Below are 24,116 nucleotides of genomic sequence, written 5' to 3'. Positions count from 1 at the left end.
GTCTGCTCTCAGCTGATACGTGGCGCGGCGGCGTCGGTGCGGTGGCGGCGATGGAACAGGCGCTCCAGCGCCAGGTAGATCACCGGCGTCGTGAACAGGGTCAGCGCCTGGCTGACCAGCAGACCGCCGACCACGGCGATGCCCAGCGGCTGGCGCAGTTCGGCGCCGGTGCCAAAGCCGAACATCAATGGCACCGCGCCCAGCAGCGCGGCCAGGGTGGTCATGATGATCGGCCGAAAGCGCGTCAGGCACGCCTGGTGAATGGCCTGCTCCGGGCTCATGCCGTGTTTGCGCTGAGCCTCCAGGGCAAAGTCGATCAGCAGGATACCGTTCTTCTTGACGATGCCAATCAGCAGCACCACGCCGATCAGGCCCATGATGCTGAAGTCCTGCCCCATCGCCCAGAGCAGAATCAGCGCACCGAGCCCCGCCGAGGGCAGGGTCGAAATGATCGTCAGCGGGTGCACGAAGCTCTCGTAGAGCACGCCGAGGATGATGTACACCGCCACCAGCGCAGCGAGGATCAGCCACGGCTGGCTCGACAACGAACTCTGAAAGGCCTGCGCTGCGCCTTGGAAGTTGCCGCTGATCGAATCGGGCATGCCCAGCTCGCGCTGGGTCTGCTCGAGGATGCGCACGGCATCGCCAAGGGCCACTCCCGGCGCCAGGTTGAATGACAGGTTGGCGGCCGGGAACAGGCCGTCATGGGCGATCGACAGCGGCCCAGTACTCGGCGCAGCGACATGCGCCACCGCTGCCAGTGGCACCATTTCGCCGGTCAGCGGCGAGCGCAGATAGAAGTAGTTGAGGCTTTCGGCCTTGCCACGCTGGCGCGCGTCCAGTTCGAGGATCACCTTGTACTGGTTGGTCTCGGTCTGGAATTCGCTGATCTGCCGCTGGCCGAAGGCGTCGTACAGTGCCTGGTCGATATCGGTGGTGGTCAGGCCGAAGCGTGCGGCCGCCTGACGGTCGATGTCGATGCGGGTGACGCTGGCGCCCAGCTGCAGGTCATTGGACAGGTCACGCAGGGCCGGCACCTCGCGCAGGCGCTCGGTCAGGCGTTGGGTCCAGAGGTTCAGGGCAACGCCGTCGTTGCTCTTGAGCACGTATTGATACTGCGTGCGCGACGGCCCGGAGCTGAGGTTGATGTCCTGGCCGGCGCGCATGTACAGCACCACCCCAGGCACCTTGGCCAGTTGCGGGCGCAGCCGGTCGATCAGTTCGCTGGCGGTGACGTCGCGCTCGCCGCGGGGTTTCAGGGCAATCCAGAAACGGCCGTTGGCGATGGTCTGGTTGTTGCCGGTCACGCCCACTGCGTGGGAGAACGCGCGCACGGCCGGGTCAGCCTCGATGATCTTCGCCAACGCCTCGTGCTTGGCGACCATCGCCGGGTACGACACATCCGCCGCCGCTTCGCTGGTGCCAAGGATGAAACCGGTGTCTTGCAGCGGGAAGAAGCCTTTGGGGATGGCCACGTAACCGACTACCGCCAGCGCCAGGGTCAGGCCGAACACGCCGAGGGTAAGCCGCTGGTGGGCGAGGGCGCGATTCAGGCCCTTTTCGTACCAGCGCAGCAAGCGCTCACCGAAACCGCCATGCTGCTCGGCACTCGGCCTGCGCATGAACAGGGCGCTGAGCGTGGGTGCCAGGGTCAGCGAGACCAGCACCGAAATCAGGATGGTCGCGGTGGCAGTCAGGGCAAATTCCTTGAACAGCCGGCCGACCACACCGCCCATGAACAGCAGCGGGATGAACGCGGCAATCAACGAGAAGCTGATCGAAATCACCGTGAAGCCGATCTCGCCAGCGCCTTTGATCGCCGCTGTACGGCTGTCATCGCCGGCTTCAAGGTGACGGTGAATGTTCTCGACCACGACGATGGCATCGTCGACCACAAAGCCGACCGAAATCACGATCGCGACCAGGGTCAGGTTGTTCAGGCTGAAGCCCATCACGTACATCAGTGCGCAACTGGCAATCAGCGACACGCCAAGCACGCTGGACACCACCAGGGTCGCCGACCACTGGCGCAGGAACAACGCCATCACTCCGATCACCAGCACCACCGCAATCAGCAAGGTCAGCTCGACCTCGTGCAGCGAGGCGCGGATGGTCTGGGTGCGGTCCTGCAGTACTGACACTTCGACCGAGGCCGGCAGCATCTCCTGCAAGCGCGGCAGCGCCGCCAGCACGCGGTCGACGGTGTCGACGATATTCGCCCCCGGCTGGCGGAACACCACCAGATTCAACCCCAACTGATCGCCGGCCCAGGATTTGACGTAAGCGTTCTCGGCGCCCTCGATCACCTTGGCGACATCGCTCAGGTAGACCGGTGCGCCATCGCGATAGGACACGATCAGCCGGGCGTAATCCTCGGGATGAAACAGCTGATCGTTGGCGCTGATGGTCGACACGCTGTGCTCACCGTACAGAGCGCCTTTGGCCAGATTGAGGCTGGTCTGCTGGATGGCCAGGCGGATATCGGCCAGGGTCAGGCCGATGGCGGCGAGTTTTTCCGGCTGCGCCTGAACCCGGATGGCCGGGCGCAGCTGGCCGGAAATATTGATCAGGCCGACCCCGTCGATCTGGCTCAGCTGGCGCGCGAGCAAGGTCTCGACGTAGTCGCTCAGTTCGTTGCCGGGCATTTGTGCCGAGCTGACGGTAAGCACCAGCACCGGACTGTCGGCCGGGTTGACCTTGCGCCAGGTCGGCGGGTTGGGCAGGTCCTGGGGCAGTTTCGAGGTGGCCGTGTTGATCGCCGCCTGGACTTCCTGGGCGGCGGTGTCGATGTTCTTGTCGAGGCTGAACTGCAGGATCAGGTTGGTCGAACCCAGTGCGCTGCTGCTGGTCATCTGGGCCAGGCCGGGGATGGCGCTGAACTGCACCTCCAGAGGCGTGGCTACCGATGAAGCCATGGTTTCAGGGCTGGCCCCGGGCAGCTGGGTGGTGACCTGAATGGTCGGAAAATCCGCCTCCGGCAGCGGCGCCACTGGCAACCTGGGGAAGGCAATCGCGCCGAGCAGGATCAGCGCGAAGGTCAGCAGCAGGGTTGCCACCGGGTGATCGATGCACCAGGCCGAGAGGCCGTTGCGGCTGTTCATGGCTGTAGCCTGGGCTCGGCCAGCTCAGTGCTGGCGGGTGGATCGCCGAGCACTTCGACGCGCGCGCCAGGTTTGAGCCGCGACTGGCCATCGACTACCAACTGGTCGCCGGCGGCTACCCCGCTGATGATGGTCAGGTCGCTGTCTTGAAACAGCACCTTGACCGGCACGCTGGTGACCTTGTCGCCGTCCAGGCGATAGACGTAGTGGCCATCGATGCCGCGTTGCACCACCGGCGGTGGCACCACCAGCGCGCCGCGATCAAGCCCTGTGCGCAGTTTGACCGTGACCAGTTGGCCGGGCCAGAGCAGGCCGTCCTTGTTATCGAACTCGGCCTTGATGCGTAGGGTGCCGGTGTTGGCTGATATCTGGTTGTCGATCAAGGCCAGGCGGCCTTCACCGAGCAGCGTGCGCTGATTGTCGGCATCCATGAACGCTTGCACCAGTGCCGGCTCGGGTGCCTTGAGCAACTGCTGCAAGGTGGGCAGCAGTTGCTGCGGCAGGGCGAACTCGACTGCAATCGGATCGATCTGGGTCACGCTGAACAGGCTCTGGGTATCGCTGCTGCGCACCAGATTGCCGGGGTCGACATTGCGGATACCGACTCGCCCGGTCACCGGCGAGCGGATCTGCGTGTACGACAGCTGCACCTGCGCGTTGACGATGGCCGCCTGATTGCCTTTAGCGGTTGCCTGCAGCTGCTTGACCAGCGCTTGTTGCTGGTCAAAGGTCTGCTTCGATACGCCGTCATCGCTGCTGAGCAAGCGATAGCGTTTGAGATCGACCGCAGCCACCTGCAACTGCGCCTGGCTCTGCTCGAGCAAGGCGCGGGCCTGATCGAGACTGGCGCGGATGGCCCGGTCGTCAATGACCGCGAGCAGATCGCCCTGCTTGACCCACTGACCTTCCTTGACCAGCACCTGGGTGAGAATGCCGTCGACCTGCGGGCGGATCTGCACGTTGTGCAGCGACAGCACGCTGCCGATCGCCGTGGCGAAGCGCGGCACGTCCTGCTGCGCCACCTTGGTCACCCGCACCGGCACTGCGCTGGGCGCGTGATTCTGCGGCGCTGCCTGGCGCTGGCTGAACCACCAGGCAAGCGCGAGCAGGACGATCAGCGCAATACACAGCACAATCACAGAGCGGGACGGACGTCGCATCGGGTCGGGTACCGTAGCCGAAGGGAAGGGGGAAACGCTTTGGTCTACTCACAGCTTATAGCCCGGCAACCGGGTCGCCAGGGTGACAGCCAGCTGTCAGCCCTGACAGTTTTGCCCGGCACAGCGGCGCGCTCAATGCCTGCGCCGCACTGCAGTGTCGTTCAGAAACCGATAAAGGCGTAGTACTGCGGCGTCTCGGCGGTCGTGCGCAGGCCATGTTCGAGCAGCTCGGCGCTCAGCGCCGGGTCGACCACATGCACGCTCCAGGCAGCACGCTTAGCGCTGGCGACCTGCTCCAGCGCTGTGCTGAATGCGCCCATGTCCGGCAGGTACGCAGTGAAGCCGTTGCCTTTCAGGGCACTGGTGTTCATCCCCAGCGCTTCGCAGATGGCCACCTTGGTGGCGATGTCATCGCGGTCGGCCTGGCGTGACGCGGCGATCAGTGCGACCAACTGCGGATCGGCCAGCATCTGCCCATGGATCAATTCAGGGCCTTGTTGCCATGCCTCGGGCGGGCAGTCCTTGTTCTCCGGCCGCAGCGGCAGATGCGGATTGATCTCGGCGGGATAGATCCGGCACACCAGCGGCCGTGTTTCATAGATGCGGCACAGGTCGTGTTCATCGAGGTTGCGGCAGCGGCCAGGGTTGAACGCGGCAAAGGTCACCGACACGCGCAGCTCAGCTGCGCCGCAACTGACCGGATATGAACGCCCCAGCACATGTTCGCGCTGGTCCAGCGGCATGCCTGGGCCATCGCTGACGAAGCCTTCGATCAACACCACTACCTGCCCCTCTGCGGCCACCCATTGGCGGGCCTCGGCGAGGGTCAGTGGCACATGGTGGCCGGTGCAGCATTTGCCACAGCCGGTGCAGGCAAAACGAATGGGTGGATTCACTTGGCGCTGGGGTTCCACTCGCTGACGTAGGCCTGCTTGTGCGCACGGTCATACAGGCACAGCTCGGTGCCGGTGCGCTTTTTCATGTGCTTCTGCGGGTAGATGCCTTCGATCAGCAGGGCGCTGTAGCCGACCCGATCATCGAACTCGGTGGGTTTGCCGCGGGCGTGGGCGTCTTTCAGTTGGCTGGCGGCCAGGCAGTCCTTGAGCATCTGCTGGCGATATTCGTTCCAGGCTTCACTGCTGGAAGCCTGGGCGACACCGCTGCTCAGGGCGCAGACAGCGAGGAGGTAGCGCAAACACTTCATACAGGGTACCGGTAACAATTGCCCAGGGAGCGCCGATTATGCCTGACTCGTCACCCGCTGGGCATGCAGCTGGCGGTGTGCGCCGGGCAAATGGCAACCAGGTGTTACCGTTCGGCGAATACCACGGTGCGCGCTGCGGTGACCAGGCACTCGGTGAGGTCGGGCGAGGAGAACTTGGTGAGGATCGCATTGGCGCCGGCATTCTTCGCCTTCTCGCTGCTCATGGCGCTATCCAGCGAGGTATGCAGGAGGATGTACAGGTGCTGGAAGTCGGGCGTCTCGCGCAGGGTACGGGTGAAGGCGTAGCCGTCCATCTCGGACATCTCGATATCCGAGACGATGATGTTGATCTCGCGTTCGGTGCCTTGCAGCTCGAGCAGGACGTTGATCGCATCCTTGGCACTGCGTGCGGTGTGGCACTCGATACCGAGGCCGCGCAGGGTGTGCACCGACTGCTGCAGGGCAACCTGGCTGTCATCGACCACCAGGATGTTGGCGGCCGCGAGCAGGCTGGCGTCTTCCTCGCCGAGTTCGCCCGGCAGCGGCTCGGCTGGCGCCGGGGCGATGGCGTGGATGACCTTTTCGATATCCAGTACCTGCACCAGGGTGTTGTCGACCCGGGTCACGCCGGTGATGAACGAACGGTTGCCCGAGCCGAATGGCGGCGGTTTGATGTCGGTGCTCAGGCAATGCACGATGCGGCTGACGGCCTGTACATGCAGGCCTTGGCGCGAGCGGCTGATCTCGGTGACGATCAGGCAGCCGCCATCGGGGTCGGCCAGCGGCCGTTCGCCGATGGCCAGCGACAGGTCGATCACCGACAGCGAGTTGCCGCGCAGAGTGGCCACGCCTTTGACGTGCGGGTGCGACTCGGGCAGCTTGGTCAGCTGTGGACAGGTGATGATTTCACTGACCTTGAGCAGGTTGATCGCCATCAGCTTGCCGCTGCGCAGGGTGAACAGCAGCAGCGACAACGAGTCCGCGCGGGCATTTTGGGTGGCCATGGGCAACCTTCGGCTAAGTCAGAATAGGGAGGATGCCGGGTTATCGGCCTGCCCGGCCCAGGCTTTAGCACCATCCTTTATCAACGGCGCACGCGTACTACTGTAGGAGCGGCCTTGTGTCGCGAAAGGGCTGCGTAGCGGCCCCAGGATCTGCGCAACACCACATAATCGCCGGGCCCGCTTTGCGGGCCTTTCGCGACGCAAGGCCGCTCCTACGGGGACCGTGTTGGTCTTGGGGCAACCGGTTCAACGTTCGCGCAGGGCCTCCTTGGCTCGATTGAGTGGCTTGATCAGGTAATCGAGGATGGTTTTTTCGCCGCTGCGGATGTCCACCGTAGCGATCATGCCCGGGACAATGGCGAAATGTTTGCCGGCCTTGTTCTGCAGGCTGTCCTGTTCGGTGCGGATGAACACCCGGTAGTAATAGATCTCGGGTTTGAATTCGTCCTGCAGGGTATCTGGCGAGATACCCACCACCTTGCCTTCGAGGCCGCCATAGATTGAGTAGTCGTAGGCGCTGATCTTGACCTTGGCCGCCTGATCGGGGTGGATGAAGGCGATATCGCGCGGGGCAATGCGTGTTTCGATCAGCAGGCGCTCGTCCATCGGTACGATTTTCATCACCTGGCCGCCTGGCTGGACCACCCCGCCAAGGGTATTCACTTCGATATCCTTGACGATGCCGCGTACCGGCGAGCGCAGGGTCAGGCGGGACAGCGAGTCGTTGCGGCCGCGGATCACCTGCTCGAGGCTGTCGGCTTCGGCGCTGGCCCTGGCCAGGTCTTCGCGGGCGCGCACCAGGTAGTCCGAGCGCGCTTCGTTGGCCTTGAGTTCGAGCTCCGAGCGCTGGCGGTTGAGGCGGATCACTTCGACCCGGCTGGAGGCGCCCATCTTGGCCAGGTTTTCGGTGATTTTTAGTTCGCTGCGCACCAGCCGCAGCGAGTCCTCGATGCCGGCCAGGGTCTGCTCGAGGCCGCGGCGGCGGGTCTGGTACAGCGCGGTTTCGGTCTCGATCAGCTCCGGCGACTTGCTCAGGCTGGGCGGGAAGTTCAGCGGCTTGCCGGTGACCTCGGCGCGCAGCCGGGCGACGCTGGCCAGCGCTGCCCAGTACTTGGCCTCGCTCTCGCCGACGCTGGATGAGGTCTTGGTTGGATCGAGCTGGGCCAGCACCTGGTCGCGCTCGACCAGATCGCCTTCGGCGACGTTCATCTGCGCGACGATGCCGCCTTCAAACGACTGGATCACCTGCTCGCGCGAACTGGGGATGACCTTGCCGGTGCCGGTCGACACCTCGACCACCTCGAACCACGCTGCCCAGGCCAGAAACGCCGCCAGCATCAAGGCGCAGACCATGATGATGCGCCCGGCGCGCAGCACGGCGTGGTCGTCTTCTCCATCCAGGTATGATGCCGGAAGTTCGTGGCTGCTCATGCTTTGCCTCCCTGGCTTGGCTGACCGCCCTGACTCAAACGTGACAGGGCAGCGTCACGTTTGTCGTCGATGATGATCCGCCCGCCATCGAGCACCAGCACCCGATCGACCCGTTGCAGGACGCTCATGCGGTGGGTGGCGATGATCAGCGTGCGGCCCTGGCAGAAGCGCTCGAGGTTATCCAGCAGGCGCCGTTCGCTGATGTCATCCAGCGATGCGGTCGGCTCATCGAGCAGCAGCACCTGTGGCTGGCGCACCAGCAGCCGCGCCAGGACCAGGGCCTGGCGTTGCCCGCCGGACAAGCCTGCGCCGCCTTCGAGCACCAGGTGGTCCATGCCCTTGGGCAATTGCCGGACGAATTCCAGCGCGCCACTGGCAGCCAGGGCGGCGAGCAGTTCCTGGTCGCTGGCCTGGCCGGCGCCGAGGGTGAGGTTTTCCCGCAGGGTGCCGTGGAACAGCCGCGAGTACTGCGCCAGCAGGCCGACGTCGCGGCGCAGGTCGGCCGGGTCGAGGTGGGCCATGGCGATGCCATCGAGCGTGACCTCGCCCTCGACCAGATCCATCGCCCCGCCCAGGGCCTGCAGCAGGGTCGACTTGCCAGCGCCATTGCGGCCCAGAATCGCGATGCGTTCGCCAGGCTGAATGTTCAGTTGGTTGATGTTCAGGGCCGGCGGTGCTTCAGGGCTGTAGCGGAAAGTGGCTTGGCGCAGCTGATATTCGCCACGAATTGCCGGCAGATGCACGCGTGCTTCGCTTTCGGGGTGATCGACTGGTGACTGCATCAATTTGTCCAGCCCTTGCAGGGCGACCTTGGCCTGTTGCCAGCGGGTCAGCACGTGGGTCAGTTGGGCCATGGGCGCCATCATCCGCGACGACAGCATGGATGCCGCGACCAGGCTGCCGGTGGTCAGGTCACCCGCAATCACCATCGGCGCGCCGACCACGATGACCACGGCAAACACCGCGCCCTGGACGTTCTGGGTCCAGGTCACCAGGCCATTGGTCAGCGTGCGCAGGCGCAGGTTGCTGTGGGCGCAGGCGGCGTTGTACTGGTTCCATTGGCGCTCGAAGCGGGCCTCGGCCTGCAGCGCCTTGATCTCGTCCATGCCCTGGATGCTCTCGACCAGCATGGCGTTGCGCAGCGCCGACTCGCGCATCGACGCATTCGCCAGACGTGCCAGCCGCCGTTGCGCGAGCAGGCCGGGCAGGAGCATGGCCACCAGCGCTGCCAACGGGATCACCACCAGCACGCCGCCGATCAGCCAGAACACCAGCAGGAACAACAGGAAGAACGGCAAATCGGCCAGCGCCGTGGCAGTGCTCGAGGTGATCAGGTCGCGGATCTGTTCCAGTTCGCGCAACTGTGAGATGAACGAGCCGGTAGATTTTGGCCGCACCGAGTTGCGCAGGCGCAGGGCATGGCCGAAGACCAGGTCGGAGATGCGCAGGTCGGCGCGCTTGCCGAGCAGGTCGGTGACCTTCAGGCGCAGCAGGCGCATGCTGAAGTCGAACACCAGCGCCAGCACTACGCCGCCGAACAACACGTACAGGGTCGGCAGCGATTCGGCCGGGATCACCCGGTCGTATACCTGCATCGAGAACAGCACCCCGGCCAATGCCAGCACGTTGGCCACCAGTGAGGCGAGCATGACCTGGCCATACGGGCGCAGGTCGCGCAGGACGATGCGGGCGAACCAGTGGCGGTCATACGGCGCGGTGTAGTCGTCGGTGCGCACATCGCGCAACGGCCGCGCCGGACGCAGCAGGGCTACCCGCACGATGCGGCCGGTCAGCGCCTCACGGGGCAGCCGTGAGGTCAGCCCCTGATCACCGGCGAACACCACTGCCAGATCGTTTTCTTCGGTAACCGCCTCGACCGTGGCCAACTGGCCGTCGTCGAGTTCCAGCACCATCGGGGTGCGCCACTGGCGCAGGCCTTTGGCATCGAAGCGCACGAAACGCAGGGTCAGCCCGGCCTGCCGCGCCATGTGCCGCAGGATCTCGTCCAGCGGCCGCGCATCCTCAATGGCGGCCAAGCGGATGCGCTGCGGCGAGACGTCCAGGCGGTAGTGGTGGGCGACCTGCAGCATCACCTCCAGCCACGGTCCGAGGTCAGCCCGGGGCGGTGCGTCCGGCGCAGCCGCGGCCTGTTGCGTCTGCTGCAGATCAAGGTTGACGGTGTCGCTCATGGTTGAATCTCCACGCCTTGCAGGCTGCGGCCTTCAAGAGCGAAGGCCGAGCGCAGCGCACTGCTGTTGTAGAGGCAGTCGATATCCAGTCGGAGCAGGTCTGAGCGAGTGCCGGCCAGTTCGAAGCGTGACTGGTAGATCTCCTGCTCGGCGTTGAGCAGGTCGAGCAGCGGTCGCGTGCCGAGGTCCAGGTACTGCCGGCCATAGAGCATGCGCGCCTCCTGGATGCTGACCTGGCGCGCTTCCAGCGAGCGCAGCCGCCGCGCCAGGCCGGCGGTCTGCGCCTGCGCCTCAGCCAGGCCGCGGCGGGCCTGCAGGCGAGCGGCGTCTTCAGCAGCGTCGGCCGAGGTCAGCGCATATCCCGCGGCGCGGCTGCGGGCACTGACGGCGCCGCCTTGATAAATCGGCACTTCGAGGTTGAGGTAAATGCCGGCCTGGGTGCGGTCGAGGCGCGAATTGTCGCGGTCGTATTCGTTGTCCAGGTAGTGATTGACCTGCGGCTGCAACGACAGGGTCGGGTAGGCTTCAGCCTTGGCCTGGGCCAACTCGGCCTGAGACTGCGCACGCAATGCCAGGGCCATCAGCACCGCTGGCAAACGCTCGTCGCCGCCTTGGGTGCGGCTGCAGGCACCCTCCAGTTGGCGCGGTGACTCCTCGGCCAGCGCCGGTGGCGAGATGCGCCCGAGCAGCGCCGCCAGGGTCGAGCGCCAGCGTTGGTGCTGCGCTTGATATTCAGCGAAGGTGGCTCGCGCGCTTTCGACCCGTGACTCGGCCTGCACCGTGTCGGAACGGGCGCTGGCGCCCATGTCGCTGCGTTGCCGGGCGAGCTCGACGATGTCGCCGACGCCGCGGATCTGCTCGCGTGCGATCAATGTCAGTTGCTCGTAGCGGCGGGTTTCGATCCAGGCATAGGCGGTGTCGCGGGCAAGGTCATCGAGCACCAGCAGGATGTTGGCCTGGGCCCGGGCGGCAGCGGCGCGGGCGGCGCTGACGGCGTTGTCGACCTTGCCGAAGTCATACAGCATCTGCTTGAGCGACAGGTTTAGTGCCTGGCTGCTGCGGTCGGCGCCGTTGCCGGTGTCGTAGCCGCCGCGCAGGCCGCCGGAAATCTGCGGGTAATAACCAGCGCGGGCGACGTTGATGCCTTCGCCCTGTTTGTACAGGTTGCCTACCGCTTCGGCGATGCTGGGGTGCCATTGCGCGGCCATCAGCACCGCCTCGTCGATGCCGAGGCGGTCGCCAGCTATGGCCGACTGGCCGACCGGCGCGCGCGCCGGTACGGCATCCGGAGCATCGCGCAACAACGACGGGCCGATCTGGCGCAGTTGCGGGTCTATGTCATCGGCCGCCATGGCGACCGGGTAGAGGTTGCACGCGAGGAGCCCGAGGGCTCCCAGTAACAGCGGTGACAGCTGACAGCCTCGCTTCACAGGTTTCCCTTACTGCTGGTCGTCCTTGCCGCCGGTTGCCCGGCGGGATTCATCAGCTTCAAACAACGTGGATGCCGTTCTGTACCCACAAGTGGTGGCTTGGATCCTCCTGAGCGGTGTACTGGGTATAGTCGATACCGTCGGCATTCTGCTGGCCGGTCAGGGTCCAGTTGTCGCTGAGCTGCACGGTATCGTTGCTGTCACCCTTGATCAGCAGAGTGTCGTTGGCGCTTTCGGTCACCGCCACCACGTCGGCCAGGCTCAGGCTCAAGGTCACCGAACTGCTGTCATTGAGGTCGATCACCTCGATGTTGTGCAGGCGCCCAACCAGGCTGCCGAGGTCGATACTGGCATCGCCGCCGGCCCACAACAGGGTGTCGGTACCGCTGCCGCCGTCGACGTTGGTGAACTGCTGATCGACGATCACCAGGGTGTCCTCACCGGCGCCGCCGGTCAGGCTAATTGCCCCACCCTGACTGCCGTCGAGGTGGTCGTTGCCATCGCCGCCGTGCAGCCCTTCGACCGCAGTGGCGGCGGCCACACTGAACAGCGCGCCGGCGTCATCGTCGCTGCCGGCCAGCAGTGCCGAGGTAGCGGCAAAGGCCCCGGCATTGTTTAAACCGATGGTCAGGGTGGCGGTGTCGGTGGTGCCGTTGGGGTGGGTCAGTTCGTAGGTGAAGGTGTCCTGCTGGCCAATCACGGCAGCGCTCAGGCCGGGCTTGAGGGTATAGCTGTAGCTGCCATCTGCCTGCACCAGCAGCGTGCCGTAGGTGCCGGTGACACTGATGCCGTTGTAGCCGGGGATGGCATAGGTGTTGGCCGCCACCAGCACGCTGAGCACGGTCAGGCTGGAGCCGAGGGTATCGCTGCCGGTACCGGTGGTGTCGTTGAGCAGGTTGCCGCTGACCGGGGTGTAGCCACTGACTACGAATTCCTTGGTGTAGGTCGTGGTGGTGTTGATCGTGGTGGCAATCGAAGCGGCCAGGCCAATGCCGCCGGCGCTGACGCGAATTTGATACGAACCTGGCCCCTTGTCCTGGAAGGTGTACGCCGCGCCGCCGCCGAGCAGGCTGACCAGTGAACCGCCGGTAACGGTTTGCTCAACTACATACAGACCTGTTGCCGGATTGAGCTTGAGCAGCTCGATCTTGGTGCCGTTGAGCAGCCCGAGCAGATTGCTCGAGTTGAGCACTACCTGCAGATCGGCAGTGGTATCGACCGCAACCGTATTGGTTGCCGACGTCACCGAGCGGCTGCCAATCAGCGGCAAGCTCAGGTTGGCCAGGTTGGCGCTGCCGCTGGTTTCACGGTTGACCAGGCTGATACCGGTGCTGTCGAGGTCGTTGACCGCGTCGACCACGGTGGCTGGCGCGCTGTAGTTGTTGTCGTTCCAGATCTCGGTGGCTTGTGGGCTGTCGATGCGCACGTAGAGATTGGCGGTGTCTTTGAGGCCGTTGGCATGCAGCAGCTGATAGCTGAACACATCGACCTTGCCCACACTCGACGGGCTGCCGTTGGGGGTATAGCTGTAGCTGCCATCGGCGCGGATCAGCAAGGTGCCGTACAGACCCTGCACTTCGGTGGCGGCGCCGGCGGAGACGTAGCTGCCGTTTTTCAGTACCTGCACCACCGCGCCGTTGTCCGGGCCGGTCTGGTCGACGCTGCCGTCGGTGCCAGGGTCGCTGAGGACGTTGCCGGTGGTCGGCGTGCCGGTGCCGGTGAACTGGGTCAGGCTGGTGGACTGCACGTCCAGACTGGTGGTGACTGTGGTCAGCAGACCGATACCGGTACTGTTGACCGTTAGCCGGTAGTCACCCGCCAGCAGTTCGCCGATATTGACCTGCAGACCCTGGCCCAGCGGCAGCAGGATCAGGTCGAGCAGCCCCTGGCTGCTGCCGGTGGCGAGGGTGACCCAGGCGCCGGCAGCATTCTTGACCTGCAGGGTGTAGGTCGCGCCGTCGAGCAAGGCCAGGGCGCTGCTGGTGTTGAGGGTCAGGGTCGGATCGGCAGTAGTGCCGGCGGCGACCGTCCAGGTGAAGGTTTTCGAGAAACCGGACAACAGCGTACTGAAGCTGTCGGTGAAGGTCTTGGTGGTGACGACCGGGGCCAGGTTTACCGTGGCTACCGCCAGGTTGTCGCTGGCCGAGACTGGCGCGTTGGCGTCGACGTCCGGCGCGATCAGCGCAACCCCGGCGGAGACGTTGTTGCGCGGGTCGGTAAGGGTGATCGAAAGGGCTTGGCCGTTATCCTGGGCAGGGCTCAGGGTTACCGTGAAGGTGCCGTCCGGATTGACCGTGGCAGGCTGCGAAACGACCCCGCTGGGACCGCGCACCGTCACCGTCGCGCCAGGCTCGCCGCGCCCGGTGATGACGCTGCCGTCGGCATTGATCACCAGATTGCTGGCGATGGCGGGTGGGGTGATGTCCGGGGCAGTCAGGGCCACCCCGGAGGTATTGCCCGCGGCATCGCTCTGGTTGACCGTCAAGGCCTGGTTGTCGACCTGCGCCGCCAGCAAGCTGACCACGAACAGGCCGTTGGCGCCGACGATGGCGCTGCCCAGCACTACGCCGCCGGCGCCGAGCACGGTGATCTTGTTGCCGGCGATGCCGGCGCCGCTGACCAAGGTGCCAGCAGCATTGATGGTGGCGGTGGGGGCGGGCGGTGGCGTAGTGTCCGGCGCGCCGATGGTGGTGGTGCCGGAGATATTGCCAGCGGCGTCGGACTGGCGCACGGTCAGCACCTGGCCGTCGTTCTGGGTAGCGGTGAGGTTGACGGTAAATTGCCCGTTGGGGCCGACCACGGCGGTGCCCAGCGGTGTGCCTGTAGCCGAGAACACGCTAACGGTGGCACCGATTTCGCCCGTGCCACTGAGCTGGGTGCCCAAGCCATTGACCAGCAAGTTGCCTGGCGGGTTGGGCGCCTGCACGTCAGGGGCGATGAAGCCCACGTTGTCGGACAGATTGAGGGCAGCATCGCGCTGGCTGACCTCAAGGATCTGACCGTTGAGCTGTGGCGCATTGAGATTGATGCTGAAGGCGCCGCCAGCGTTGACCAGGCCACTGCCGAGCAGATTGCCCTGGGTATCCCGTACGAACACGGTGGCTCCCGCCTCACCGGTGCCGGTCAGGACCAGACCGTTGCTGGACAGTGCGCTGACTACCGGTATCGCAGGTGGAGTGGTATCACCGGCCTGGACAATGACCGGGGCCGATTCGCCGGCGTCGGCTGCGTCGGCGGTTACCGAGAGCACCTCGCCGTTGCGTTGCGGTGGGTTCAGCGTAACGCTGAAACTACCGTTGGCTTGAACGACCAAGGCCTCGCCAATGACCTGACCGGCCGCGTTGTAGACGGTGATGCTGGCGCCGAGGATCGAGGTACCTGTCAGGGTTTCGCCATTGGCAATCAGCGCGACATTGAGCGGCGCGGCGGTCAGCGGTACCAGCGGCGGGGTGTAGTCGGCCGGCAGCGAAGGGTTCTGCGCGGCATCGGTCTGCACCACGCTGAGTTCTATACCTGGCAGGGCCAGGGTATCGAGCTCGATCTGGAACGTGCCGTTGGCGAGTACGGTGCCCTCGCCGATCTGCACGCCGTTCTGGCTGACGATCACACTGGCGCCGGCTTCGCCGCGGCCGCTGAGTACGCTGTAGGTCGCATCGATCACCAGGTTGCTGACCGGTGCCGGTGGGCTGGTGTCTTCAGCCGTGACAGTCACCGCCAGCGCGGCGTTGCCGGCGGCGTCAGTAGCAACCACGTCGAGTATCTGGCCGTTGTTTTGTGGCGGGTCGAGGGGCACGCTGAAGTTACCGCCCGGGGGGACCTGGATGGAACCGACCACGGTGTTGTCCGGGGCACGTACGGTGATGAAGCTGCCGGGCTCGCCAGTGCCGATGAGCAGTGTGCCCTCAGGGTTCACGGAGAGGCCAGTGGGTTGCGCTGGCGGGGTCAGGTCAGGTGCCGTGACGACAAAGGCCGGCGACGGATTGCCGGTAGCATCCTGGGCAACGATGCTCAGCACCTGGCCGTCAAGTTGCGCCGGTGACAGGTTGAGGACGAAGGTGCCATCGGCGGCGATGCTGCCCTGACCGACCAGGTCGCCCTTGTCGTTGAGCACGGTCAGCCGTGCGCCGGCCTCACCGGAGCCTTTGAGCTGGGTGCCGCTGGCGTTGATGGTGGCGTCGACGGCAGGCGGTGGAGTGGTGTCCGGCGCGGTCGCCGGGGTGCTTGGCGACAGGTTGCCTTTGGCATCCTCAAGGGTCACCTGCAGTTGCTGGCCGTTGTTCTGCGGCGGGTTCAATGCCACCACGAACCTGCCATCGGCGCCAACCTGCACGGTGCCGATCTGGCTGCTGCCAAGGTAGACCCTGGCGGTACTGCCTGGCTCGCCGACGCCGCTGAGTTGGCTGCCATCGGCATTCAGTTGCAGTTGCGCAGGTGCCTCAGGTGGGGTCAGGTCAGGTGCCTCGACGCTGACCGGCTGGCTGACGTTGCCGGGCGGGTCGGCCTGTTGCACCGCGAGCACTTGCTGGTTGATCTGCGCGGGCGTGAGCATGACCTCGAAGCTGCCGTCGGCAAGCACTTTGGTGGTGCCCAGCAACGTGCCGTTGGCATCGGTCACGGTGACGGTTGCGCCGGCTTCACCGCGGCCGGCGATCATGCTGCCGTCGGTACTGATAGTCACCGCAGTGAGCTGCGCCGGCGGGGTGAAGTCAGGCGTATCGAGAGTTGCTGGCGCAGAGACGTTGCCGGCCAGGTCGGTCTGGGTCAGGCTGAGCCGTTCGGCATTGCCCAGGGCAGGGTTGAGGGTGAGGGTAAAGAAGCCGTTGGCATCGACCAGTGCTTCGCCCAGCGGCGCGCCATCCGGGCCGCTGACCTTGACCGTGGCCCCGGCCTCGCCGCGACCAGTCAGGGTCGCGCCGTCGCTGGCAATCGCCAGCGCCGTCAGCGCATCCGGTGCGGTGATATCGGCCGCGGTGGTGCTGGCCGCCTGCGATTGGTTGCCGGCGTTGTCAGTGAGCACGACCTGCAGGCTTTGGCCGTTGGCCTGGATCGGATTGAGCGAGACCTGGAAACTGCCGTCATCACGCACGATGCCGCTGCCGATGACGCTGCCGTCAGCGGCCAGCACAGTGACTTTGCTGCCAGCTTCGCCGGTGCCGTCGAGCAGGGTGCCGCCGCCGGTGACGGCGAGGTTGCCCGGTGCGTTCGGGGCGAGCAGATCGGGTGCGGTCAGGCTGACGCTGTTGGATTCGTTGCCGGCGGCATCGGTCTGGCTGGCGTTGAGCGCCTCGCCATTGCGCTGCGGAGCAGTCAGTTGCAGGCTGAACCGGCCGTCGGCGCCGACCACCCCTTCGCCCAGATCGACGCCTCCAGGGCCGCTGATGCTGACCCGGGCGCCGGGCTCGCCACGGCCGGTTAAGGTCAGCCCATCACTGGCCAGTTGCAGTTCGCTGAGCGGCTGCGGCGCAGTGGTATCCGGCGCCTGCAGGGTGGCCGGCAGCGAAGCGCTGCCGTCGGTGCCGACTGCGCCGACCTGCAGGGTTTCACCGTTGGCCTGGACGCTGTTGAGCGCCACCGTGAAGGTGCCGCCTGCCGCTACCACCGCAGTGCCAAGCACTACGCCGCCTGGGCCGTACACCGTGACCGTGCTGCCGGGAGTGCCGCTGCCGGTCACGCTGAGGCCATCTGCGGCCAGCAGCAGATTACCGGGGATATCCGGCGCCAGGCTGCCTGGGGCAGTGACGGTTTCGGCGGGCGAGGCGTTGCCGCTGGCGTCGCTCTGGACCACGCTGAGATTGCTGCCGACGATTGCCGCCGGGCTCAGATTGACCGTGAAACGGCCGTCCGCAGCCACTGTACCGGTCCCCAGCAAGGTGCCATCGGCTGCCCGCACTGCCACCGTTGCGCCAGCTTCGCCGGTGCCGGCCAGGCTGGCGCCATTGGCGGCCACGGCGAGGTTGGCGACGGCGGCGGGCGGGGTAGTGTCAGGTGCGGTGAAGTTACCGGGTTGGGACACGTTGCCGGCGGCGTCGGTGGCGGTCACTTGCAGGGTTTGACCGTTGGCCTGGACGCTGTTGAGGGTGACCTGGAAGGTGCCATTGCTGGCCGCGACCACGCTACCGAGAACATTGCCGGCACTGTCGCGGACAGTGACCGTACTGCCCGCCTCGGCGGTGCCGCTCAGTTGCACGCCGTTACTGGCCAACAGCAGATTGGCAGGCTCTGCGGGAGGGGTCAGGTCCGGAGCTGTCACGGCCACAGGCGCTGAGATGTTGTTGCTGGCGTCGCTCTGGGTCACGCTCAGGCGCTGGGCGTTGAGTTGTGCGTTATCCAGAGTCAGGGTAAAGCTGCCGTTGGCGGCGACGTTGCCGCTGCCAATGATGGTGCCGTCCGGGCCGCGCACCGTGACGCTGGCGCCGGGCTCGCCCAGGCCGGTCAAGGTCAGGCCATTGTTGTTGAGCATCAGGTTGGTCAGCGGTGCCGGTGGGGTCAGGTCAGGCGTGTTGACCGAGGTCGCGGGTGAGGTATTGCCCGCGGCGTCCTGCTGGGTCACGCCGATCGGCTGGCCGCTGGCCTGTGGGCTGTCGAACGTCACGCTGAAGCGCCCGTCGGCACCCACTGTGGCTGTGCCAAGCAAGGTGCCGGCACTGTTGCGCACCTCGACACTGGCACCGGCTTCGCCCAGACCGGAAAGCTGACGGCCGTCGGCGCTGAGCACGGTTTGGGTGACCGCCGCAGGTGGCGTGCGATCGGGTGTGGCCAGGCTGGCGGGAGCAGAAACATTGCCAGCCGCATCGCTCAGGGTGACCTGCAGGGGCGCGCCGCTGGTTTGCGCTGCCGGCAGGGTGATCTGGAACTGGCCGGACGGGTTGACGGTACCGCTAGCCAGCACCGCGCCACTGGCGTCGCGCACGGTGACGTTGGCCCCGACTTCGCCCTGGCCGCTGACCACGGTAGCTGCGCTATTGAGGCTGACGCCGCTGGCCGCCAGGGGCGCCTGCAGGTCTGGCGCAGTGGTCGTCGCTGCCAGCGAAACGTTGTTGCTGGCGTCGCTCTGGGTGACGGTCAACAACTGCGCATTGGCTTGTGGCGGAGTGAGGCTGATGCTGAACAGGCCGGTACTGCCGACCGTCGCCGAACCGAGCAGGGTGCCATTGGCATCCACTACCGAAACGGTCGCGCCGACCTCGCCGCGACCCGTCAGCAGGCTGCCGCTGCGGTCAATCGCCAGTTGTGTTGGCGCATCAGGCGCCGTGGTGTCCTCAGCCGTGACGATAGCCGGTACCGAAGGTTTGCCTGCGCCAAAGCGCGCGTTGACCTGCAGGGTCTGGGCGTTGAGTTGAGCGTTGCTGAAGAACACCCGGAAGATACCATCGCTGCCCACCGTCGCAGTGCCCAGGGTGGCGCCGGCGGAGGTCACAGTGATCAGTGCACCGACTGTGCCCATGCCGGTCAGGACGAAGCCGTCGGCGCTGAGGTCGAGGTCGGTCGGTGTTGCGACTTCGCTGCCATCCGGGCCGGCCAGCGGTGTGCTGGCTTCGCCGCCCGGGTCCTTGACCACAACAGTGGCGCTGTCGCCGCTGGCCAGCGGCGGGTTGATCGGCACCACGAAGCTGCCGTCCGGACCTGCCACCACGCTACCTATGTCATTGCCGTCGGCGTCACGCACGATCACCGTGCTGCCGGGCTCGGCGTTGCCGCCGACGCTGGTGCCATCAGGGCTGACGCTGATATCGGTCGCTTCTGCGGGTACGGTGGTGTCAGGGGCGGTGATCGGCAGCACCGGGCTGGTGTTGGTGGCCGCATCGACAGCCTCCAGCAGCAGCGGTTGACCGTTGTTCTGGCTGCCTGGCAGTTGCACGCTGAAGCTACCGTCTGCCTCGACATCCCCTCTGATCAACTCGATGCCGTTGGCATCGCGAATGATCACCTCGGTGGCACCGGGAGCGGTGCCGGTGACCGTGCCGTCATTGGCCACGCTGACGCCGTTGGGCAGGGCTGGCGGGGTCAGGTCGGGCGCGGTGACTGGCACCACATCGGATTCATTGCGGCCATCGGTGGCGACCACGCTCAAGCCCTGGCCGTCTTTCTGCGCTGGGTCGAGAATGACGCTGAAATCGCCGCTTGGCGGCACGGTGGTGCTGCCGATCACAGTGCCGGCAGCGTCACGCACTTCGACCGTACTGCCCGCTTCGCCCCTGCCACTGATCTGGGTGCCATCGGCGTTGACCTGCACGCCGGTTGGCAGGATCGGGGCAGTAGTGTCGATGGCGTTGATCGGCACGCTCGGGGAGGTCTGCCCTTGCAGGTCGGTGACGGTGACCGACAGCGGCTGGCCCGCGACGGGCACCGGGTTGAGGGGGACGCTGAAGCTGCCGTTGGCAGGCACCAGTACGCTGCCGATGACTACCCCGTTCGGGTCGCGCACTTCTACGGTTGTGCCCGGTTCCGCCTGACCGCTGATCAGGTTGCCGCCAGCATTGAGTTGCACACCTTGAGCCGCTTCAGGGGCTTGCAGGTCTGGCGCGGTCAGGGTGTCAGGTTGGGAAATGTTGCCAGCCTGGTCCTTCTGCGTGGCGGTCAGGGTCTGGCCGTTGAGCTGGACGGGGTTGAGGGCGACCTGGAAGCTGCCATCGCCCTGCACGGTTGCGCTGCCCAGGGTGACGCCGCCAGTGCCGGTCACGGTGACGACGCTGCCTGGCTCACCGCGTCCACTGAGCACACTGCCGTCCGCCGCCAATACCAGGCCGGTGGGCGCATCGGGGGCTTGGCCGTCAGGGGCGGTGACGGGCACTGTGGTGGAGATATTGCCCGCCGGATCGCGCTGCTCGACGGTCAGTGCCTGGCCGTTGTTCTGGGCTGGGCTGAGGGGAATCGTGAAGCCGCCGTTGGCTTGCACTACCGCGCTGCCGAGCACTGTACCGTCAGCGGCGCGAACGGTTACGGTAGCGCCGGGTTCGCCAAGGCCTGTGATCTGGCTACCGGTGCCATTGATCGCCTCATTGCTGATCGGCTCCGGTGCCTGAGTGTCGGGCGCAGTGAAGTCGACCGGACCGGCACTGTTGCCGCGGCTGTCGGTGGCTTCGACGGTCAGTTTCTCGCCGTTGCGCTGGGGCTGGTTGAGGGTCACGCTGAAGTTGCCGTCGGCGCCTACCGTGCTACTGCCCAGCACGGTACCGTCGGCAGCCCGCACGGTGACCAGCGAGCCGGCCTGACCGACACCGGTCAGTTGGGTGCCGGCGATATCCAGTGCCATCTGCGCCGGTTGCAACGGGCCGTCGAGGTCCGGCGCAGTTGCGCTGGCGCTGGACTCGTTGCCCGCCGCATCGCGCAGCTCGACGTCGAGCACCTGGCCATCGGTCTGGGCGGGGACGAGGGTGACGGTGAATACGCCATTGGCGCCTACCAGCGCAGTGCCCAGCAGATTGCCCTGAGCGTTGCGCACTTCTACTGTGGCGCCGGCTTCGCCGCGGCCGGTCAGGGTCACGCCGTTGGCGCTGATCTGCAGGTCGCTGGCTTCGCCTGGGGGGGTGATATCCGGGGCAGTGATCTGCGCTGGCAGCGAACTGCTGGCGCCATCCACCGCAACCACGTCGAGCAATTCGCCGTTGGCTTGCGCCGGGCTCAGCGGCAGGGTGAAGGTACCGCCGGCGCCAACCACCGTGCTGGCCAGGACATTGCCTTGGGCATCACGAACGTCGATCCGCGTACCCGGGGTAGCACTGCCGCTGATCGAGCTGCCGTCCGCGGCCAGGCTGAGATTGCTCGGGGTCGCCGGGATGGGTGTAGTGGGTACGGTCAGGTCGAGTTCCGGCGAGGTGTTGCCGGCGGCATCCTTCTGCACCAGGCTGATCGCCTGGCCCGCAGCGGCGGGGATATCCAGATCGAACAGGAAGGTGCCGTTGGCGCCGACTGTGCCAGTGCCGAGCAGGGCGCCATTGGCATCCCGCACCTCGACGATGGCACCTGCTTCACCACGACCGGCAATGGTCAGACCGCCATTGCCCACGGTCACGCCGCTGATGATCGTTGGCGCAGTGATGTCCGGGGCGTCGTAGGCCAGCGGCGTCGATGCGTTGCCGGCCAGGTCGATGACGCGGATATCGAGCGCTTCACCATTGGCCTGAGGTGGGTTGAGGGTCAGGGTGAAGGTGCCGTTGGCAGCTACGATGGCGCTGCCGAGCAAGTCGCCATTGGCGTCGCGCACCTCCACCCGGGCGCCTGGTTCGGCGCTGCCGCTGAGGGTCTCGCCAGCGCTGAGGCTGATGTTTGTAGGCTGGGCGGGGGCCTGCAGGTCAGGGCTGAGCAGCGTAGCTGGGGCCGAGGCATTGCCAGCGGCGTCGGTCAGGGTAACTTGCAGGCTTGAGCCATTGGTAACTGCAGCAGGCAATTGCAGGTTGAAGCTGCCATCGGCCAGGACGGTGCCGATCGCGAGCAGATTGCCTTGAGCGTCAAGCACCTTGACCGTGCTGCCAGGCTCGCCGCGACCCGAGACCGTACGCCCGTCTCCGCTGATGGCCAGCCCGCTGGCCGGGTTTGGTGCGGTGGTGTCGGGGCTGTCCAGGTCGGGTGCGCTGACACTGCCGGGCGCGGAGAGATTGCCCTTGGCATCGGTGGCGGTAACCTGCAGTGCTTCGCCGTTGACCTGGGCCGGATTCAGGGCGATGGTGAACACGCCGGTTGGGCCGACCACAGCTGTGCCGAGTTCAACACCATTGGCGCCCACTACCCGCACCGTACTGCCAGGTTCGGCGCGACCGCTGAGCTGGCTACCGTCAGCGCTGATCACCAGCTGGCTGGGGGCAGCGGGCGCGGTGATATCCGGTGCGCTGATCTGCACTGGCAGGGACACGCCGCCGTTGCCATCAAGAGCAACTACGTCGAGTAACTGACCGTTGGCCTGAGCAGGATTGAGCACCACGATAAAGGTGCCTTCGGCGCCGACGACCACGCTGCCGATTACATTGCCATTGGCGTCACGCACCTGAATGCGGCTGCCAGGCGGGGCGGTGCCGCTGAGCGAGCTGCCATTGGCGGCGATGCTCAGGTCACTCGGGCTGACTGGGGTAGTGGTAAGGGGCACATCGAACTGCAGCGGCGCTGACGCATTGCCGCTGGCGTCGGTCTGCACCACGTTCAGGCGCTCGCCTGGCTGCACGGCGCCGTTGAGCTCGATCAGGAAGGTACCGTTGGCAGCTATCTTGCCGCTGCCGAGCAGCAGGCCATTGCTGTCGCGCACTTCGACCGTGGCACCGGGCTCACCGCGGCCGCCCAATACTTGCCGATCCGGACCGACAACCAGGCCGCTGACAGCGGCTGGGGCGGTGGTGTCGGGGGCATTGAACTGGAGTGGCGCCGAGGTGTTCTGGGCGGCGTCGACCAGGCGCACGTCCAGCGCTTCACCGTTGGCCTGGGGCGGATTCAACGTCAGGCTGAAACTGCCGTCGGCAGCTACAACGCCGCTGCCGATCAGGGCGCCTGAGGCGTCGCGGACCTGCACCGTGGTGCCTGGCTCGCCTTTACCGGTCAGGGTGACACCGTTGCTCAACTGCAGGTCGGTGGGCTGCGCAGGTGCAAGCAGGTCGCGCGACACCACGCTGCCGGCGGCGGAGACATTGCCGGCCGCATCGGTGAGGGTGACCTGCAACGTGCTGCCGTCGAGCACGGCAGGGTCGAGGGTGATCTGGAAGGTGCCGTCGGCGCCGACGGTACCGCTGCCCAGCAGGTTGCCGTCAGCATCGCGCACCTGCACGGTGGTGCCCACTTCGCCGCGACCGCTGAGTTGTTTGCCGGTACCGGCGATGACCAGATCGGTTGGCGCATTCGGCGCAGTGGTGTCGACCGGCGGCGTATCGATGTCCGGGGCCGTCGTGTTGCCAGGCGCTGAGGTGTTGCCGGCAGCATCGGTAAGGGTCACCTCGAGCGCCTGGCCGTTGGTTTGTGGCGGGCTCAGGGTGACATCGAAACGGCCGTCGGCACCGACTGTGCCGGTGCCGATCAGGTTGCCCGCCGCGTCACGGATGTTGACCGTGGTGCCGGCTTCGCCCCGGCCGCTCAGGCGCAGGCCATCAGGCGAGACCAATAGATCGATCGGGCTGGCGGGTGCGGTGGTGTCGCCAGGGTTCGGTGAGCTGCCACCGCTGCTGCCACCGCCACCGCCGCCACCACCACCGCCGATTGCCGCCGCAGCACCACCGGCGCCCAGCAAGCCCAGGGCGGCGATGGCAAAGGTGTTGGTCCCGCTGCCGGCAACGCCGACCCCGGCCATCAGCTCATCCAGCGAGGCGATGTCCTCGAAGGTGAAACCGGTAAAGGCCTCTGCGTTGTACTGGGCGTGCCAGAGCGTGCCGTCTTCGCCGACGAAGACCATGTCGCTCTGCTCGCCCGCCGCGTCGACTACAAAGAAGTTGCCGATGGTGACTTTTTCGCCCGACTTGAGCGTGACGATCAGGTCCTGGCCGCTGCGAGTGACGGTGGCCACTTCGCCGGGCGGCACAGGCATCTGCACCAGGCCCGGCCCTTTCAGGCTCAGATTGCCCCAGGCGTTCTGGGTAACGGCGGCGGTTTGCTTGTCGGCAACGACGATGTTGTCCATAGGTG

Annotated in this window: 9 protein-coding genes; all 9 read right to left on the bottom strand. The window is 66.0% G+C overall.

All coding sequences use genetic code 11. From position 1 onward, the window contains the following. Nucleotides 1-8 precede the first annotated feature (8 nt). The 9 genes from ACIOAU_RS21670 to ACIOAU_RS21630 all read right to left on the bottom strand — a co-directional run bounded on the left by ACIOAU_RS21670 (nt 9) and on the right by ACIOAU_RS21630 (nt 24,111). Nucleotides 9-3,101 (bottom strand): multidrug efflux RND transporter permease subunit, encoded by a 3,093-nt coding sequence (locus ACIOAU_RS21670; RefSeq protein ID WP_150573626.1) that lies wholly within the window; start codon nt 3,099-3,101, stop codon nt 9-11. Further along, nucleotides 3,098-4,261 carry an efflux RND transporter periplasmic adaptor subunit gene (locus tag ACIOAU_RS21665; protein ID WP_401184539.1) on the bottom strand — a complete coding sequence of 388 codons (1,164 nt, stop codon included), beginning with the start codon at nt 4,259-4,261 and terminating at the stop codon, nt 3,098-3,100. Before ACIOAU_RS21665 ends, ACIOAU_RS21670 begins: the two co-directional genes overlap by 4 nt. A 161-nt stretch (nt 4,262-4,422) precedes the next feature. Beyond that, entirely contained in the window at nt 4,423-5,157 is a 735-nt protein-coding gene (locus ACIOAU_RS21660; protein ID WP_401184536.1) for a YkgJ family cysteine cluster protein, read from the bottom strand. After that, nucleotides 5,154-5,465, bottom strand: a complete 312-nt coding sequence (locus ACIOAU_RS21655) for a hypothetical protein (RefSeq protein WP_101316620.1) — start codon at nt 5,463-5,465, stop codon at nt 5,154-5,156. Before ACIOAU_RS21655 ends, ACIOAU_RS21660 begins: the two co-directional genes overlap by 4 nt. Nucleotides 5,466-5,569: 104 nt before the next feature. Next, entirely contained in the window at nt 5,570-6,469 is a 900-nt protein-coding gene (locus tag ACIOAU_RS21650) for a chemotaxis protein (RefSeq protein WP_101316622.1), read from the bottom strand. 246 nt (nt 6,470-6,715) lie between these two features. Next, nucleotides 6,716-7,900 (bottom strand): HlyD family type I secretion periplasmic adaptor subunit, encoded by a 1,185-nt coding sequence (locus tag ACIOAU_RS21645; protein ID WP_101316624.1) that lies wholly within the window; start codon nt 7,898-7,900, stop codon nt 6,716-6,718. Further along, entirely contained in the window at nt 7,897-10,089 is a 2,193-nt protein-coding gene (locus ACIOAU_RS21640; RefSeq protein ID WP_188035374.1) for a type I secretion system permease/ATPase, read from the bottom strand. Before ACIOAU_RS21640 ends, ACIOAU_RS21645 begins: the two co-directional genes overlap by 4 nt. After that, nucleotides 10,086-11,519 (bottom strand): TolC family outer membrane protein, encoded by a 1,434-nt coding sequence (locus tag ACIOAU_RS21635; RefSeq protein ID WP_150570087.1) that lies wholly within the window; start codon nt 11,517-11,519, stop codon nt 10,086-10,088. The genes ACIOAU_RS21640 and ACIOAU_RS21635 overlap by 4 nt, the downstream gene beginning before the upstream one ends. Before the next feature lie 58 nt (nt 11,520-11,577). Further along, entirely contained in the window at nt 11,578-24,111 is a 12,534-nt protein-coding gene (locus tag ACIOAU_RS21630; protein ID WP_401184530.1) for a BapA/Bap/LapF family large adhesin, read from the bottom strand. Between the last annotated feature and the right edge of the window lie 5 nt (nt 24,112-24,116).

Source organism: Pseudomonas sp. NPDC088322 (assembly GCF_044740745.1).
GTDB lineage: Bacteria > Pseudomonadota > Gammaproteobacteria > Pseudomonadales > Pseudomonadaceae > Aquipseudomonas > Aquipseudomonas shirazensis.
The sequence above is the reverse complement of the archived record's forward strand: the minus strand, read 5'-3'. Positions and strand labels throughout refer to the sequence as shown.